Annotated in this window: 13 protein-coding genes and 1 pseudogene; 8 read left to right on the top strand and 6 right to left on the bottom strand. The window is 44.4% G+C overall.

From position 1 onward, the window contains the following. Positions 1-234: 234 nt before the first annotated feature. Positions 235-387, top strand: coding sequence for a hypothetical protein (locus IQ270_RS11505; protein WP_193973351.1), 153 nt, complete (start codon positions 235-237; stop codon positions 385-387). 35 nt (positions 388-422) lie between these two features. Next, positions 423-1,495 (top strand): annotated as a pseudogene (locus IQ270_RS11500) (ISKra4 family transposase). 61 nt (positions 1,496-1,556) lie between these two features. Here IQ270_RS11500 and IQ270_RS11495 read toward each other — a convergent pair. Both IQ270_RS11495 and IQ270_RS11490 read right to left on the bottom strand, forming a co-directional pair. Then, a complete protein-coding gene (locus IQ270_RS11495; RefSeq protein ID WP_193973350.1) occupies positions 1,557-1,712 on the bottom strand; it encodes a hypothetical protein in 156 nt (51 codons plus the stop codon). Positions 1,713-1,717: 5 nt separating this feature from the next. Further along, the gene (locus IQ270_RS11490) at positions 1,718-2,254 is read right to left on the bottom strand and encodes a P-loop NTPase family protein (protein ID WP_193973349.1); all 537 of its coding nucleotides are present in this window, start codon (positions 2,252-2,254) and stop codon (positions 1,718-1,720) included. A 224-nt stretch (positions 2,255-2,478) separates the two neighbouring features. Here IQ270_RS11490 and IQ270_RS11485 point away from each other — a divergent pair, with 224 nt between their 5' ends. Both IQ270_RS11485 and rph read left to right on the top strand, forming a co-directional pair. Next, entirely contained in the window at positions 2,479-3,033 is a 555-nt protein-coding gene (locus IQ270_RS11485; RefSeq protein ID WP_193973348.1) for a nucleoside monophosphate kinase, read from the top strand. Between the two features lie 142 nt (positions 3,034-3,175). Next, the gene (gene rph, locus IQ270_RS11480) at positions 3,176-3,895 is read left to right on the top strand and encodes a ribonuclease PH (RefSeq protein WP_193973347.1); all 720 of its coding nucleotides are present in this window, start codon (positions 3,176-3,178) and stop codon (positions 3,893-3,895) included. Positions 3,896-4,102: 207 nt separating this feature from the next. Here rph and IQ270_RS11475 read toward each other — a convergent pair whose 3' ends face one another. After that, a complete protein-coding gene (locus IQ270_RS11475; RefSeq protein ID WP_193973346.1) occupies positions 4,103-4,486 on the bottom strand; it encodes a tetratricopeptide repeat protein in 384 nt (127 codons plus the stop codon). A 275-nt stretch (positions 4,487-4,761) separates the two neighbouring features. Between IQ270_RS11475 and IQ270_RS11470 the strand changes: the two genes are divergently transcribed. After that, positions 4,762-5,754 (top strand): IS4 family transposase, encoded by a 993-nt coding sequence (locus IQ270_RS11470; RefSeq protein WP_193973345.1) that lies wholly within the window; start codon positions 4,762-4,764, stop codon positions 5,752-5,754. Positions 5,755-5,867: 113 nt separating this feature from the next. Beyond that, entirely contained in the window at positions 5,868-6,401 is a 534-nt protein-coding gene (locus tag IQ270_RS11465; protein WP_193973344.1) for a calcium-binding protein, read from the top strand. Between the two features lie 359 nt (positions 6,402-6,760). Here IQ270_RS11465 and IQ270_RS11460 read toward each other — a convergent pair whose 3' ends face one another. Further along, positions 6,761-7,405 (bottom strand): Uma2 family endonuclease, encoded by a 645-nt coding sequence (locus IQ270_RS11460; RefSeq protein ID WP_193973343.1) that lies wholly within the window; start codon positions 7,403-7,405, stop codon positions 6,761-6,763. 67 nt (positions 7,406-7,472) lie between these two features. Between IQ270_RS11460 and IQ270_RS30955 the strand changes: the two genes are divergently transcribed. After that, entirely contained in the window at positions 7,473-7,823 is a 351-nt protein-coding gene (locus tag IQ270_RS30955) for a Uma2 family endonuclease (RefSeq protein WP_228056269.1), read from the top strand. A gap of 110 nt (positions 7,824-7,933) precedes the next feature. On the opposite strand, the gene IQ270_RS11450 is transcribed toward IQ270_RS30955, so the two are convergent. Both IQ270_RS11450 and IQ270_RS11445 read right to left on the bottom strand, forming a co-directional pair. Continuing rightward, complete coding sequence (locus IQ270_RS11450; protein WP_193973342.1) at positions 7,934-13,447, bottom strand: ATP-binding sensor histidine kinase; 5,514 nt, start codon at positions 13,445-13,447, stop codon at positions 7,934-7,936. Positions 13,448-13,971: 524 nt separating this feature from the next. Then, complete coding sequence (locus tag IQ270_RS11445; RefSeq protein WP_339384129.1) at positions 13,972-14,205, bottom strand: KTSC domain-containing protein; 234 nt, start codon at positions 14,203-14,205, stop codon at positions 13,972-13,974. Positions 14,206-14,841: 636 nt separating this feature from the next. Between IQ270_RS11445 and bchB the strand changes: the two genes are divergently transcribed. Next, positions 14,842-16,368, top strand: a complete 1,527-nt coding sequence (gene bchB / locus IQ270_RS11440) for a ferredoxin:protochlorophyllide reductase (ATP-dependent) subunit B (protein ID WP_193973340.1) — start codon at positions 14,842-14,844, stop codon at positions 16,366-16,368. Positions 16,369-16,409 lie beyond the last annotated feature (41 nt).

The following is a 16,409-nucleotide window of genomic DNA, read 5'->3' as shown; positions in this document are numbered from 1 at the left end:
TCTGATGGCTAATCTACTCAACAATATTCCTATACATCTTGAGCGTTGGAGCTCTTTCCCTGAAACTCCTGTGGATGCCTTTTATGCTTGTAACTCCTCCTAATTGTAAAAAACCTACACCTGTCAGCCCCCAACCCCCCCGCGATTTCGGGGGGGAGTCAAACTTTCGGTAGCAGCATAACTTTATGAAATGGGTATAAGTCCTGTCCAATTTACTAAGGAGATATCTGTACTATGTTGCCAGAAAAATGTCTCAAGCTGTGGACTGTAGTTCGATCGCTCCCGAATGTGGAAAAGGTGGTTGTGGGTCAGTTTCGCAGGGGAGCATCCCACTTTGGCAATCAGTATAAATACTCAGACAATTGTCTGGCTAAGTTGATAGCATAATAGAAAGCAAATAAATTACCATAATCCAAGTTCGTATGACCCCAGAAGAACAGCAGAAGATCAAAATAAATCTCCAAGAAATAGCAGAGATCCTTTATAAAAATACCCCAGTAAACAATCTACAAGACTTTGAATCTGTAGAACTGAGTGTGAGGGAACATTTAATTGAAACAGTAGCACCAGAAATTAGTGGTTTTTTTTTAACTCGGCGGGTGGAAAAGGTTCGGGTAGAAAAAGAACTCTAAAAAGTTGTGTAGGAGAAATAACTCTATCGAGTAAGCAAGCTCAAAGATTGGGAGTGAAGAAGGGAAGTCGCCTGAGTCCTAATCTGGAAAAATGTTGTTTATTATTAGTGGGAAATGAGTCTTTTGCCAATGCCGAGAGAGACCTCAAAATGTTGACAGGAATTTATGTACCCCACAGTACACAACATCGGCTACTAGAGCGTTACAAATTCCCTGAGCCTGAAACTACCGAGAAAGTAGAAGCATTGAGTATAGACGGAGGAAACGTCAGACTAAGAACTCAGGAAGGAGAAGAAAGTGTCTGGAGGAATTATAAGGCAGTTAAGGTGCACGATCAAGTAGCAGCAGCCTTCTTTCAAAATAATGCAGATTTAGTGGCGTGGGTAAATAGCCAAATCAAGAGTGAAGCAATAACTTGTTTGGGAGATGGTCATGATGGAGTGTGGAATCTGTTTAAGCAAATTGGGACTATAGAGCAAAGAAGAGAGGTACTAGATTGCTATCAGGGGAATAGAAAATTTACATAAAGTAGGAGGTTCGCTGAAACGACTGAGGAGAGCGCAAAACCAACTATGGCAAGGAGCAACACTAGAAGCTATAGCTGAATTTACAGGAGTTGCTAGTAAGGAAGTGAAAAGTTCCAGAAATATCTGCGAAAACATCAGTCAAGAATCCCAGATTACCAAAATTATCAACATCTTGGCATTGACATTGGTTCGGGAGCTGTAGAGTCTTTAATAAAACAGATTGGAGCAAGAATTAAGATTGTAGGTGCACAGTGGAACGAAAAAAATGTGCCTCAAATTTTAAGACTGAGATGTGCGTATTTAAATAATGACATCAAGCTAGGTGTTTCTGCTTAGTCAAAAAGTGGGATGCTCCCGTTTCGCAGTTGGTCGGATGCAGAGGGTCACTTGCAAATTCTCAAACGAATGGTTCCGGCCGATCGGTTGAATGTTGTGTTCGATCCGTTAGTTCCAAGGTAATGTCGCTGCTAAATTGATGTGCTGCGATCGCCTGTTTTTTGACATAAATAAAAATTAACATAAAGATGCGATCGCCCGCGCGGGCGATCGCCAATTAAATTACTGTCCTAGACTGTGGCGAATTTCAGTAACTTGGTCGGCAACATCCAAAAATGCGGCCGACATCGAAGGCCCTGTCAAAATAAGATCCAAATTGTGGGGTTTGCTATCAATTAATGCCAGCACTTCTGCTTCAGGAATTAAGCCTAAATTCACCGCTAAACTCAATTCGTCGAGAATAACTAAGGCGTAACAGCCCTCGCGCACCGTATTTTGAACATACTGCCACAATTGTTCGACCGATCGCATTTCGAGCTCATCTAAATCTGCCTTGTCAATGCAGCGGGGCAAATCGCACCGCACCCAATCTAAATTCTGCCCCAGCCGCACCGGATGCTGATGCCCTTGATTGATTCCCCCTTTGAGGAACTGTACCGCCAACACGCGAGATCCCTGTCCTGCAATTCTGAGAGATCCTGCCATGACACTGGTAAAAAAGCAGCGGTGCGGGGCTGTAAAAACTTGCACCAGCCCTTCAACTCTGTAGGGCAAGCTGTGGGTTAAATTGAGTGTAGGGGTTTGTAACTGAGCAACCATAGGGCAATATTCAATTAGTAACTAAGTCTTGACTGCGGCTCGGATCTTGGGATGGATCGAGCCGGCTTAACAATATATAGTGTACTTGGCCGATCGCACATCGGATCGAACGCTAGATGTACAAGTTGTCAAAAGCTAGCGGCAGTGACGATCGCAGCTATTTTGGGCGATCGATCTCAATAACAGGTAAACTTTGAATGTCGCGGCACTAGGAGCAAGACACAGTGAGATTAGTGATTCTGGGAGGGCCTGGAGCGGGAAAAGGAACTCAGGCTGAACTACTGTGCAGCAATTTGAGCATTCCTTTGCTGGCTGTGGGGGATATTCTGCGGGAGGCGATCGCAGATGATACAGATTTGGGGAAGTTGGCGGTGTCTTATGTTGAAAAAGGGGAATTAGTTCCCGACGCAACTATGATTCAATTCTTTCGCCGCCGGCTGCTGCTGTGGGATGTGTTTAATGGCTGGGTGTTGGAGGGCTATCCGCGAACGGCTTTTCAAGCTGAGGAATTGGATTTTTTGCTCTCTGATTTGGCACAAGAGCTAGATTGGGCGATTTGGTTGAAGGTTCCGACTGAGGTGTTGTTGAGTCGATCGATCGAACGAGATCGATCGGACGATAGTCCAGAAATTTTGCAGCGCCGGCTTGATTTATTCGAGGAGCAAACTCTCCCGATTTTAGATTATTACGAGTATCGCAAAAAGCTGTTAACTATCAACGGCGATCGATCCCCGGAAAAAGTCCAGCAAGATATTCTAAAAATGGTCAGTAGTCAGTAGTCAGTTGGCAGTTGGTAGTTGGCAGTAGTCAGTAGTCAGTTGGCAGTTGGTAGTTGGCAGTAGCTGTTATTTGTTGATTATTACCAATAACAAATAACAAATAACAAATAACAAATAACAAATAACAAATAACAAACAAATTATGTCCAGAAAACGTGCCGATGGCAGACAGCCAAATCAACTTCGTCCGATTAGTTTCGATCGCGAATTTACGAAATTTGCTAGCGGTTCAGTGCTAGCGAAAAGTGGTGACACTCAGGTACTGTGCAGCGTTACGATTAAGCCGGGAGTGCCTAGGTTTCTGGAGAATACCGGCAAAGGTTGGCTGACTGCGGAGTACCGAATGTTACCGGGGGCTACGCCGCAGCGTCAAGAGCGGGAATTTATGAAGTTATCGGGACGCACTCAAGAGATTCAGCGGTTGATTGGGCGCAGTTTGCGATCGTGTTTGGATATGCAGCTTTTGGGCGATCGCACGATTCTGGTGGATGCTGATGTTTTGCAAGCGGATGCGGGGACTCGCACGACTTCTATTAATGGCGCGTTTGTGGCTGTGGCGGATGCTTTGAACAAGTTGGTGCAAAAAGGTGATTTAGGGCGATCGCCCTTAATTCGCCAAGTGGCAGCCGTATCTGTGGGACTTTTGGAAGGTGAATTGTTTTTAGATTTGAATTATCTGGAAGATGTGGCGGCCCAAATTGATTGTAACGTAGTGATGAATGGAGATTTGAATATCATCGAAATTCAGGGAACTGCGGAAGAGGGAAGTTTCAGCCGGAGTCAGTTGAATCAAATTTTGGATGTGGCAGAAACTGGGATTCAGGAATTGTTGGAGGCTCAGCGGCGGACTTTGGGTGAGTAAGATTTACGCATCGGAGTCCAGAAACCGGGTTTTTTTGAGAATACTTCGTCGCAGTTGAAAGATTTGGTAAAAACCCGGTTTCTTTGGTCGGAGTGCGCGGTACTAAATCTGGGGAAATTTATCTTCTTTATGACTCGGCGGTTGAAACCGCGTCTACACAAACGAAGTCCGCCTCCGCGGACTAAGAGGGTATTTGTATATCCAAAACTAAACTTCATCGCTCTTACCTATGGCCTTTCGGACTTTCTCAACTTGGTTAGGTGCTTCCATTTCTTTGAAGAGTCGAATCGCCTCTTGAAAATGAATCTGACTCTTTTCGGCATCACCTATCTTTTGGTGAGTTAAGGCAAACTGATAATTAGCCTCGGCTAGATCGCATTTAGCGCCGATTTTGTCTAGAAGTGCGATCGATTCTGAATGATGGGAAAGCGCTGTTGTAAAATCGGATTGTTCTCGATAAAGCTCTGCTAAACCAGTTAAAGCTTTAGCCTTAACCTGAGTGTAGTGACTTTTTTCGGCAAATGCGATCGCTTGGCGAAACATTTCAAAAGATTTGTCAGGTTCTCCTAAATTTTTATAGGTTAGACCCATAAACTTCAGGGGGCGACAAGCGCCCCTGAACTGTTACAGGCAAAGCTTTTCGCGCGATCGACCCTCGGCAAAAATTTCGGCTTATTGACAAAATAATCTCTTGAGGGAAAAGAATACCCAGTTGTGATCAAAAAGAAGGGTCCTGCTAATACCACAAGACCAAAACCAATAATATGTTGCCCTTATTCTATCACTCGATACTTGAAAAATATCTGACTCCCGCACAATTACTTACCCTTCAAATGCTAGTGTGGTTGTTACAGTCTCAAAAACAAGTGAGAATAGAACGATTAGCTGCCACCCTACAATTACGCATATTACAAAGTAGTCGCCGCCGTCACATACAACGATTTTTACAGATTAAAGCACTCAGCATATTGGTGCTGTGGTTCCCGATAGTCAAAGAAGTGATCTCCCGTCAGCTCAAACCTGGAAGTCAATTAATCATTGCATTGGATAGAACCCAGTGGAAAGAGTATAATGTTTTAATGGTAAGTGATCTCGTTCAAAAAAGGGCGTTTCCCATATTCTGGACGCTGCTCGACAAAAAAGGGGCTTCTAATCTCGCCGAACAGCAACAAGTATTGCGCCCAGTAATTCGGCTCTTGAAAAGATATAAACTAATCATTATTGGCGCTCGCGAATTTCACAGCATCGAGCTGGCGCAATGGTTGCACCGCCAGCATTTGAGTTTGGTCCTCCGTCAAAAATGCAGTACGACTTTTCGAGAAAAAAGACAACCTTTTCAACCCCTAGATAGCATTCCAGTTCAACCGGGAATTCATCTGTTTTATCCGAAGGTTGATTTTACTCAAAAGAAAGGTTTTTCTCGATTTAACTTGGTCGCTTCCTGGAAAGGTAAATATCGAGGCAAACAAGAAGATGAACCTTGGTATCTGTTAACTAATCTGCCAGATTTGAAAAGTGCGATGGCGTACCGCCCCGCAAGCTACGGAGTTTATAGCAAACGTTACGGTATCGAAGCAATGTTTAAAGACTGTAAGACCGGAGGATATAACCTAGAGGGGTGTCAAGCATCACCGGATCAATTGATTGCTTTAATGATTGTAATCGCTTTGGCGATGACTTCGGCATGGTTAAAAGGGAAAAGAACTCAGCTTCAAGGACAAGAAAAATATGTGTGTCGTCCTCAAGAAAAAGGTAGGAATAGAAGAAGACATAGCAAGTTTTGGATTGGTTTATCTGGCGAAAATTGGTTAATTGCCAATGACTGCTGTTGGGAGTGGGTAGAGTCCATGATGAGTTGAGTTCGCAATAAGCAGTCATTTTACCGGAGGGGGCTAAGAGCTAGAAAGCTCATAGAGCAACCGCTTTAGCCTCGTTGTCGCCCCCTGAAATCGCTCTCTTGAAGCAGCAAACAATGAGTCCGCTCCAAGCTTATTCGCAGTTGAATAATGGAGGTGGTAGCAATCCGAAGCTACCAACGCAAGGAGATAACATCATTAATGGTACTTCTGGTAACGACACCCTGACTGGTTCTGGTGCCAATGAAAAACTATACGGACAAAATGGCAACGACACCCTCTATGGTGAAGGCGGTAACGATTACCTAAATGGTGGTGCAGGTAACGACTACCTCGACGGCTATTCCAGCAGACCCAATAGCCCCGATTTAGACACTCTCGAAGGTGGAGCGGGGGCAGATACCTTTGTGTTGGGAAACTCACGCCAGGGAATGTTCTACCTAGGAACCGGTCAGGCAACTATTGTAGACTACAACTTCCGCGATGATTATATCCAGTTGCGCGGTAATGCCAGTCAGTATCGCCTCACCCGTGAGGGCAATGACACGCTCATACAAACTACGGGCGGAGATACGCTGGGTATTGTCAAAAATGTGACTGACCTCAACCTCAATCCAACATCTTCTCGTCGCGACTTTAAGTTTGTTTAACTTGCTTGTGCGTCTACAACAAATAGTATCTTCCGCAAGATTGGAAACCTGCGATCGGGTGTAGCGCTAAATGCTTACACCCTTTTTTATGATTACAGGATTTCCGACGAAATCAATGCGATATTTTTGGCGATTGTGGGTAAATTAATCCCACAGCCTCCACGCCCAACCATCCAAGAAACCGGGTTTCTACGATAATTTTACGCATCCTCATAAAATTTTCCGAAGAAACCCGGTTTCTGAACCCCGCCCAACCATCCAAGAAACCGGGTTTCTACGATAATTTACGCATCCTCATGAGATTTTCCGAACAAACCCGGTTTCTGAACCCCGCCCCCAATCCAAGTGCGCTTTTCGTTTCATTCCCCTGACTGAATCTGACTCCTCACCCACTGCCGAAACCCTCGAATCATCGATGTTTCCCCCACATCTTTTTGCGTTTCCACAAATCCCATAATCTCAGAAGGCGACAAAAAAGGGAAGTGAGGAGAAACCTCCCGCTCCACATATTCCTGACCTTCTAACTGATAGAATCTTAAACGCGAACCGTCATAACGCCAAACCTCTGGGACGCCCAAACTTGCATACAATTCCATGCGGTTAATAGAACTGCTAGTAATGTCAATCTCAATTACTAAATCCGGTGGCGGATCTTGATTCAAGTTGATTTGATTGAGGCTGCGGACATTTTCCTCATTCTCGATGTAGTAGCATTGATCCGGTTCTAACCCGCGTTCTAAATCCTCGCGCCTGCAAGTTAGAGAACCCAAGCTGCGAATTTCTACATTTAACTCTTCCGTTACTGTTTCTACAAAACGTCCTAGGATTTGTTTGTTACCTTCATGGGGTGCTGAGGGAGTCATAATTTCTAATGTTCCGCGATCGTAAGTTAAACGAATTCCGGCCTGTTCTGCTAGCTCATTTACTAGGGATTCGTAAGTTTTCCAGCTAATATTTTTCAGCACAACTCCAGAAGTTTGACTTTGAATTAGGGTGGCTGTCATGGCTATCTGCTTGCTTTTTAGCTTATTTATTTAGTCTTGGACGCACGGGTGGTTAGAAACCGGGTTTTTGGCTAGATACTTCGTCACAGCTTGCAGAAACACGAAAAAACCCGGTTTCTTGGATTTTGATGCGCGAGTTCCATTGTTACATTTTAGCAAAACTCAGCTTCATTGCCGATCGCACTTATTCAACTTTTTCTCTAAAAAGCGATCGCCCTTTTTGAGCTATGATAAAAAACAGACTTCTTGCCCGATCGCAATTATGGTTGCTTTACCCGATCGCCCATTGATCAGCGCAGAAGAATACCTAGCTTGGGAACCCACCCAAGAAGAACGCTACGAATATTTGGATGGCGAAGTTTCGGTGGGTGTGGAAATTGCGATCGCCGATTTATACCGCCCAGTAAAATTTTCTTAGTCGGCGTCCGGCGGACATTGTTTGTGTAAACCTGGTTTCAACCGCCGGAATATTCGCCGGAATATTCGCCGAATATTCCTCTATATGCCCTCTATATTCTTTTTCCTTCCTTACAAAACTTGCCGCGGGGCGATCGGAATCTCGATCGCAAACTCCGTACCCTCTCCCGGTGCAGAAACACAAGTCAAATTCCCACCGTGAGAACTAACAACAATTGAGTGCGAAATAGACAGCCCCAAACCAGTACCAGAACCCACCGGCTTAGTTGTAAAAAACGGGTCAAATATCTTGTGCAGCACCTCGGTACTCATCCCAGGGCCGTTGTCAGCCATTCTAATGATAACAGAATTGCGGTCTGTCACCTCTGTTGCGATCGTAATAGTAGGATTGTTTTGAGAATTAGACGGACAATCCCTCGCCAAGAGGAGCGCATCGATCGCATTTGTCAAAATATTCATAAATACCTGATTCAACTGCGACGCATAACAAGTAATTAGCGGCAGCTTACTGTAATTTTTAATCACCTCAATTCCCAAACGTCCGCCCTCTTTCCTCAGACGCGGTTGCAGCAGCATCACCGTACTGTCAATGCCTTCGTGGATATCAACCGACTTCATTTGTGCTTCGTCGAGGCGCGAGAAATTCCGCAAACTCAACACAATATCCCGAATTCTTTCCGCTCCCACTTTCATCGAATCCAACAGCTTTTGCAAATCTTCGCTCAAAAATTCCAGTTCAATTGTTTCTATTTCTTCCAAGATTTCATCAGCAGGTTCGGGATAATTTTGCTGGTAAAGCTCGATCAATTTCAGCAAATCTTTCACGTATTCGCTAGCCGGATTGAGATTACCGTAGATGAAACTTACAGGATTATTAATCTCGTGAGCTACACCAGCCACCATTTGCCCCAAGCTAGACATTTTTTCAGTTTGAATTAATTGAGCTTGAGTGAGTTTAAGCTCGCGCAAAGTTTGTTCTAAACGCTCGTTTTTTTCATTTAACTCCTGCGTCCGCTCTTGCACTTTCTGCTCCACAGAATTGTAAAGCAGAGCATTGTCTAAAGAAATAGCTACTTGCGAAGAAAGCAGCCTTAAAACTTCCAATCTGTGGGCATTAAACGCTCCCAGAGTTAAGTTATTTTCTAAATAAAGAATGCCGATTAATTTGCGTTGATTGACGATCGGCGTACACAAAAGAGATTTGAGCTGGTGTTTTGCCACGTAAGGATCTGCCGTAAATCGCCCCTCAGCCACCGCATGGCTCAACACCACGTCCGAGCGAGTTCTTTCCACAAAATTAATCACGGTCACAGGTAAATCCTGACATTCTTCAACAGGCGTAAATTGCAGCACCGCTACATCTTCAGCAACTACTGACGCTCGAGCGGAAATTAACAGTTTTCCATCTCTCACCAAGATTAAAAAACCGGATTGTGCGCCCGCATTTTCCAGCGATATCCTCATCAAAGAAGCCAGCAACTTGTCTAGAACAATTTCGCTGGAAATCGCCAGAGATGCTTTCATTACAGTGGCTAAATCCAGCACTCTCGCATCGCTACCAGTAGAAGTATGAATAGTTGTTGTAGTTTGACTGTTGTTAAAACTTCCGTTGAGCGGTGTCATTTCTCGCAACTGCGGATACTTCTGTTCTAAATCTTGTACTTTGCGGACTGCGCCCCAGCGCAAGTAGCACGAGTGAGCTTCGCGCAAATGGATTTTGGCATATTGATATTTACCTTTACTCAACCAAAACTTGGCTGCTAGTTCGTTCGCCAGGGCTTCATTTTGGACAAACTCACTGTCTTGGGCTAAATTGATAGAAAAATCGTAGAGTTCAACAGCTTCTGAATCTCTCTTGGAAATTCTAGCTATTTCTGCTTGTACTAACAGGTACTTGTGCAGAAAATTTTCGCGACAGTTGTCTGCCCAAATTTTCATCTGTTTTTGATTGGCTTCTAACTTTTCCAAGTATTGTTTTTGTTTGCTTTTTGAAACATTTGGAAAAACGGCAGCTAAAACTAGAGAAAAGAAAAAATTCCACTCGGTAGCGGGGATCGCTCCGGTAATGAAAGATAGCTGCTTTTCTACTTCCAATGCTAGTTGCAGCGCTTCGTTGAAGTTGCCGTACCAGTACATTACTTGGCATTTGCGAATTTGATAAAGGCAGAGCGAGTACAAATTTTGATGGGCTTGACAGTTGTGTACGTATTCAGCTTCGGTGATATCTTCGCTCTCAAATACAAATTTTTCAGGGGTGAGTTGGCTCAAGTTGCGGAGGGTTAACTCTACCCCTAATAATGTATCGGTTACGAGCTGATTTTTGGTTTTTTGGCTGAACTGTAAATACCTGCTGGTGTCTTCTAGAATTAGCGAGATTTCTTTGCCTTGAAAAAAGTAATTGGCTATGCGGTTGGAGAGAATATAACCTGCGTATTCTAAATCTCCTGATTCTAAGGCAGCTTGATATCCTTCATTGCTAATCGCGTGGGAATCTTTGATATGGTTGAACCAGTAATAAAAAATACTTACGAGCGACGAACAAGCTCTGCATTTCAAGCCGATATTTCCGGATTTTTCGCTCAAATTCAGCGACAGCATGGCAAATTGATAAGCTGCTTTGTAATCTCCCGAAACAGCGTTTAAGAACATACCGTAGCCCGCGTAGCAGAGAGATGCTTCGGGTACTAAACCGTAGGTGAGAGAGAGATTGACTCCTTTTAATACGCTGACTTTCCACAAGTCTGGATTGTTTAGGTAAGCGGATGTTAATAAGTTTGTGATTAATTTGACTGCAACTTTTTTGTCGGGTACAGTCATTTCTGGTGCGTCAATCAAGGAAGCTATTTCTGTTCCTGCTAAACTATTTGTGGCTGCTGCAAATTCTTCGGAGATGACTTTTTGCAGTCCGTCTAGCGGCAAGTCAATTCCTAGCAAGTTCAAAGCTTGGATTCCGGCTTTAACGGCTTCTTCGTACTTGGCTCGGAGGGTGTACTGCACGATCAGCAGGTTGTAAATTTCTACTTTTTCTAAGGGCGATCGCGCTTTTTCCAAAGTTATGTTGATAAATTCTTCTGAATGCTCGAAATAGCCGTTTAGATACTCAACATTTGCCCGCTCCATGTGCAGAGCAAAGGCTAAGTCGTAGTGAAAATCCCAAATATCGGCCGTCAAACCGTCCATACCTGCGGTCAAATACTGCAAGGCTGCAACATAAGCTGTGGCATCTTTGGCTCTGCGGGCGGCGTCTAAATTCAGCGTTCCCAGTTCAATTAGTTCTCGCTCGTCTGTAATTAGCGATCGAGCTACATTCAAGTGATCGACTAATTCAAAAATTCTGTCAGCGCGATACTCAGCCGGAGTGTTTTCGAGGATTTGCCTGCCTATTTTCAGGTGGACAGCTTTTTTTTGCGAGTCGTCGATCAGAGCGTAAGCGGCTTGCTGCACGCGATCGTGCAAAAATTTATAATTCAGAATTAACAGCGGAAACATCACGTAATCTAGTGACTTGCTTTCCAATTCCGAAGTTGGCAGGATCAGTCCAGACTCGATCGCCGGCAGTAACTGCGAAAAAGTTTCCGACGCTTCTTTCTCATTAATTAAACAAAGAGTATTTAAATCAAATTCGTTGCCCAAACAAGCGACCAAACGCAAAACCTGCTGCGTGGTAGTCGGCAGTTTTCTCAACTTTTGTACCATCAAATCTACTACATTGTCAGTGATAGCACACTGCTCAATTTGAGTCATATCCCAATGCCAGCCGCCCTTGCTACCCGACTGTGGCGGGTGAAAAACTAGCAGATTCTCTTGATACAATGTTTGGAGAAATTGATTGACAAAAAAAGGATTGCCGTCTGTTTTGCTGACAACGAGTTCAGCTAAAGGTTTGACAGATTCGCGATCGCTGTGCAAAGTTTCGGCAATCAAATGAGTGATGTTGTCAACTCCCAGCGGTAACAAAGCAATCTGATTGACGATAGCTTCATGATTTCGCAGCGTCTCCACAGTCATCATTAAAGGATGAGTGGGACTGACTTCATTATCCCGATAAGCGCCGATTAAAAACAGATATTGTGTCGCTTCATCTGTCATCATCAATTCGATCAGCTTGAGAGTCGCAGAATCTGCCCACTGCAAATCGTCGAGAAAAATCACCAGCGGGTGTTCTGGCTGACAAAATACGCGAATGAAATTTTGAAAGACTAAATTAAAGCGGTTAAAAGATTCTGTCGGCCCCAATTCAGCGACAGGAGATTGAGATCCGACAATTAGTTCAACTTCTGGAATTACATCAATAATAATTTGCCCGTTTTGACCGAAAGAAGTGCGGAGTTTTTCGCGCCAAACTGACAATTGAGCTTCGCTTTCAGTTAACAGTTGCCGCACTAATTCCGAAAAAGCGCTGACAACGGCAGAGTAAGGAATAGTCCGCTTGTACTGGTCAAATTTTCCCCAAATAAAATAGCCGCGCCTGCGGGTAATGGGTTTGTCTAAAATCTTCACCATTGCAGATTTGCCAATGCCGGAATAACCAGCAATCAGCATCATCTCGCTGCGGGATTTATGCTGTCCTCTCGCCAGCACTGACAGGGCACTTTCTTTTTTAGATTTGAGTTCTTTCTTGATGACAGAAATTTGCGATTGATCGAGGCGGTGGGTTCGATTATTTGTTGCTGCTACTCGTTCAAATGCTGCTAAAAGAGTTTCAACTTCTCGCTGTCTGCCGTAAAGTTTTTGAGGGATTTGAAATTTGTCGGAAATATCTTGGCTGCCGAGAGCAAACTCAAAAATAATCCCAGATGTTTGCAACTGAAACAAACAGGATTCCAAATCTGCTTTGAGTCCCCAAGCACTTTGATAGCGATCTTCAGCAGTTTTTGCTAACAATTTCATTAGAATATCTGAAACAGCTTTAGGAATTTCTGGTGAAAGTTCAGCGAGAGGTACTGGCTGTTTGGCGATGTGACAGTGAACTAACTCCATCGGATCGGTAGTGGGAAAAGGGAGCTGTCCTGATAGGATTTCATAGAAGGTGACGCCGAGGGAATAAAAGTCGGTGCGGTAATCGACTACCCGGTTCATTCTGCCGGTTTGTTCCGGCGACATATAGGCTAAAGTGCCTTCTAAAAAATTAGGATTTTTATTGGAAACGTTTTCTTGGTTGGATGCAGTTGAGATGCTAAAATCTATGAGTTTAACTTGTCCGGTAGCGGGATTGAAAACTATATTAGAGGGGTTGATATCTTTATGAATTACGTTTTTGGCGTGAATCTCTCCCAAAGTTTCAGCAACTTTGATGGCTGTGGTCAAAAATCCTAAAGTGGTAAATTTTTGGGAAGCCATAAATATTTTCAAAGATTCGCCGCCAAAATCTTCTAAAATCATTGCCAGACTATTTCTAACCTGCTGCAACTTGTATACTTTAACAACTCCGTCCAGGCAGTTTAAGTTTGCCGTAATGTCATATTCGCGCTTGTATCTATTCAGTTCGTCTGGAGTCGGATAGTCTTCTTTGATAAGTTTGATAATAACAGGTTGGTTGTCTTGCTCGTTGCGGCCGCGGTAAACGAGGGAAGTGCTGCTTTCATAAATGAGAGCGAGAACTGCAACGCCGGGAATTGCCATCATAGTTGGCTTCTCTCAAATTAGGTGTGCTTGGTCAATACTACAGGACTTACTACGCGCGGCGGGCTAGAAACCCGGTTTTTTTGTTGCTAGTCGTTGACAAACCCCAGATTTTTTCGTATGAACCGGGTTTTTGGTAAATCCTATGTTATCCTTCATTATCGCTCAAGAGCTATCTTTTGGGGTGTGTGGGAAGACACGGCTTGACAGTAAAGAGTTGCTGACAAAAGCGCGCTGGGCTTTTGTCAGCTCAGCATTTAGGCGAACACCACCACAAATAAAGGATTTGTGAGGATTTGCTAGGCTATTGGGGGTTTAAATTGGATATTCGGGGCGGTGGCGAGTCGGCCCCACGGATTGTTTGATTGTTTATTGACAGATAATTTAAATGCTGCAACAGGTTATGATGCTCGATCGCGCGGCTGACTCAAAAACAATATCAGCTTTTAGGAGACAGGGCGGTTGAAACGGCCCTGCGAGTCTAACTCTCACCCCAGGAGTGCGGGTTGAGTAACGGGCGCTGAAAATTAGGTTGTTTTATTTTGGTGGTTGAAACTACCGTTTGCATTTAGACTCTCGTCATCTACGGGCTGGCTCGAATAATAACCTTTAATCTGGGAGTGAAAAAATCTGCCTGTAGAATCAGTATCTTGCAGAGATTCCCAAATTTCTGGTTCTACATGGGTGTATTGATAGACTGACCCGCTGCTAAATTGTATTTGCAAAACTTGGTTTTGTTGGTTGTATCTGACATCTTGCACCTGTGGCAAAAACCGGGTTTATGACCGCAAAAACCGCATCACAACCTATATCTCTCGTTCAGAAACCCGGTTTTTAAGAGCTTATTGAAAATAGTGCAAGATGTCAGTTGTATCCGATCGCGCTAGCAATTTGGGAATCTACAGGCATGATAGCAATTGGTTGGGAGCTTGTCGCAATTTTTGGGGATTCAATACTGCCACTGAGTTCGGTGGAATCTGTATTGGCTACGCAAATATCTCCCCCGCTTCTTGTAAAACGCTGCCGGGAAATAGTGGATCAATTAATAGTTTATTGTGAGTTGGCTAAAAAGTCAATAACTACCATATTGCGAAAATTTTGGCAGATATCTAGGTGTGAGGCGCTTCAGGTGCAGCCTCGGCGGCTCGGATTTGTCGGTTTCTTAACGAAACTTGACAATAAATTAAGAATTATTGCCATAAAACAAAGGTAAAATTGTGGGAATTGCGAGTAAAAGCCGAACCAGTAAAAGGGTTTGAGCTTTTTTGTCATCTGTAAGTTTTCAGAAAGTTACTATTTCTAAAGGATTCATCCGGTGAGAAAATCGGAAACAACCTTAAAATTTAGCAGTAATCGCCCGATCGGGCAAATCTCAACCAACACCAGGAAAAATACCTATGAAATTGGCTTATTGGATGTACGCAGGCCCAGCCCACATCGGCACTTTGCGCGTGGCCACTTCCTTCAAAAACGTCCACGCAATCATGCACGCACCGATTGGAGACGACTATTTTAACGTCATGCGCTCGATGTTGGAAAGGGAACGCGACTTTACTCCAGTCACAACCAGCGTCGTTGACAGACACGTACTCGCCCGCGGTTCCCAGGAACGGGTGGTGGACAATATCACCCGCAAAGATAGAGAAGAGCACCCAGATTTAATCGTGCTCACCCCGACTTGCACCTCCAGCATTCTGCAAGAAGACTTGGAAAACTTCGTGGAACGAGCTCAATTGGATGCTAAAGGCGATGTTTTGCTGGCGGATGTTAACCATTATCGAGTCAACGAACTCCAAGCTGCCGATCGCACTTTAGATCAAATCGTGCAATTTTACATTAACAAAGCTCGCAAAAAAGGCGATTTAGTAGAAGCCAAAAGCGAAAAACCATCGGTGAATATTATCGGGATGTCTACGCTGGGTTTTCACAACCAGCACGACTGCACCGAGTTGAAGCGTTTGATGGCAGATTTGGGAATTGAAGTCAACGAAGTTATTCCCGAAGGTGCTTCGGTTCACAACTTAAAAAGACTGCCGCGGGCTTGGTTTAACTTGGTTCCTTATCGGGAATTGGGGATGATGGCCGGGGAGTATTTGCAAAAAGAATTCGGTACGCCGATGGTGGATATTACGCCGATGGGTGTAGTGGAAACGGCGCGCTGTATTCGCAAGATTCAGCAAGTTTTGAATGCTCAAGGTGCGGATGTTGATTATGAAGATTTTATTGACCAACAAACGCGGTTTGTGTCTCAGGCTGCTTGGTTCTCAAGGTCGATCGACTGCCAAAACTTAACCGGCAAAAAAGCCGTCGTATTTGGCGATAACACCCACGCAGCGGCGATGACGAAGATTTTGGCTCGCGAGATGGGAATCCACGTTGTGTGGGCAGGAACCTACTGCAAACACGATGCTGACTGGTTCCGGGAAGAGGTAAAAGGTTATTGTGATGAAGTGCTGGTGACGGAGGATCATGGGGCGATCGGAGATGCGATCGCCAAAGCGGAACCTTCGGCGATTTTCGGCACGCAAATGGAACGCCACGTGGGTAAAAGGCTTGATATTCCGTGCGGTGTGATTGCTGCGCCGATTCACGTCCAAAATTTCCCGATCGGCTACAAGCCATTTTTGGGTTATGAAGGCACAAATCAGTGCGTAGATTTGGTCTACAATTCCTTTACTTTGGGAATGGAAGACCACTTGCTGGAAATCTTCGGCGGCCACGATACTAAGGAAGTAATTACCAAGGGTATTTCGGCAGATTCTGATATGAATTGGACGAAGGATGGACAGGCAGAATTGAATAAAATCCCTGGTTTTGTGCGCGGTAAGGTGAAGCGGAACACTGAGAAGTTTGCGCGCGAGCGGGGGATTGAGAAGATTAATGCTGAGGTGTTGTACGCGGCCAAGGAAGCTGTCGGCGCGTAGTTAGGATTGGGGTGAGGGCATCTGTTGTGGATGCCCTTGCT

The sequence above is a fragment of the Microcoleus sp. LEGE 07076 genome (genome assembly GCF_015207455.1).
In the GTDB taxonomy this organism is placed as follows: domain Bacteria; phylum Cyanobacteriota; class Cyanobacteriia; order Cyanobacteriales; family Microcoleaceae; genus Microcoleus.
Note: the sequence above shows the minus strand (reverse complement) of the source record. Positions and strands in the feature narration are given on the sequence as shown.

Excerpts from the sequence above, each read along its gene's own strand:
- rph (WP_193973347.1), top strand. The coding sequence starts at position 3,176 with ATGTCCAGAAAACGTGCCGATGGCAGACAGCCAAATCAACTTCGTCCG.
- bchB (WP_193973340.1), top strand. The coding sequence starts at position 14,842 with ATGAAATTGGCTTATTGGATGTACGCAGGCCCAGCCCACATCGGCACT.
- IQ270_RS11505 (WP_193973351.1), top strand. The coding sequence starts at position 235 with ATGTTGCCAGAAAAATGTCTCAAGCTGTGGACTGTAGTTCGATCGCTC.
- IQ270_RS11490 (WP_193973349.1), bottom strand. The coding sequence starts at position 2,254 with ATGGTTGCTCAGTTACAAACCCCTACACTCAATTTAACCCACAGCTTG.
- IQ270_RS11475 (WP_193973346.1), bottom strand. The coding sequence starts at position 4,486 with ATGGGTCTAACCTATAAAAATTTAGGAGAACCTGACAAATCTTTTGAA.
- IQ270_RS11460 (WP_193973343.1), bottom strand. The coding sequence starts at position 7,405 with ATGACAGCCACCCTAATTCAAAGTCAAACTTCTGGAGTTGTGCTGAAA.
- IQ270_RS11450 (WP_193973342.1), bottom strand. The coding sequence starts at position 13,447 with ATGATGGCAATTCCCGGCGTTGCAGTTCTCGCTCTCATTTATGAAAGC.
- IQ270_RS11465 (WP_193973344.1), top strand. The coding sequence starts at position 5,868 with ATGAGTCCGCTCCAAGCTTATTCGCAGTTGAATAATGGAGGTGGTAGC.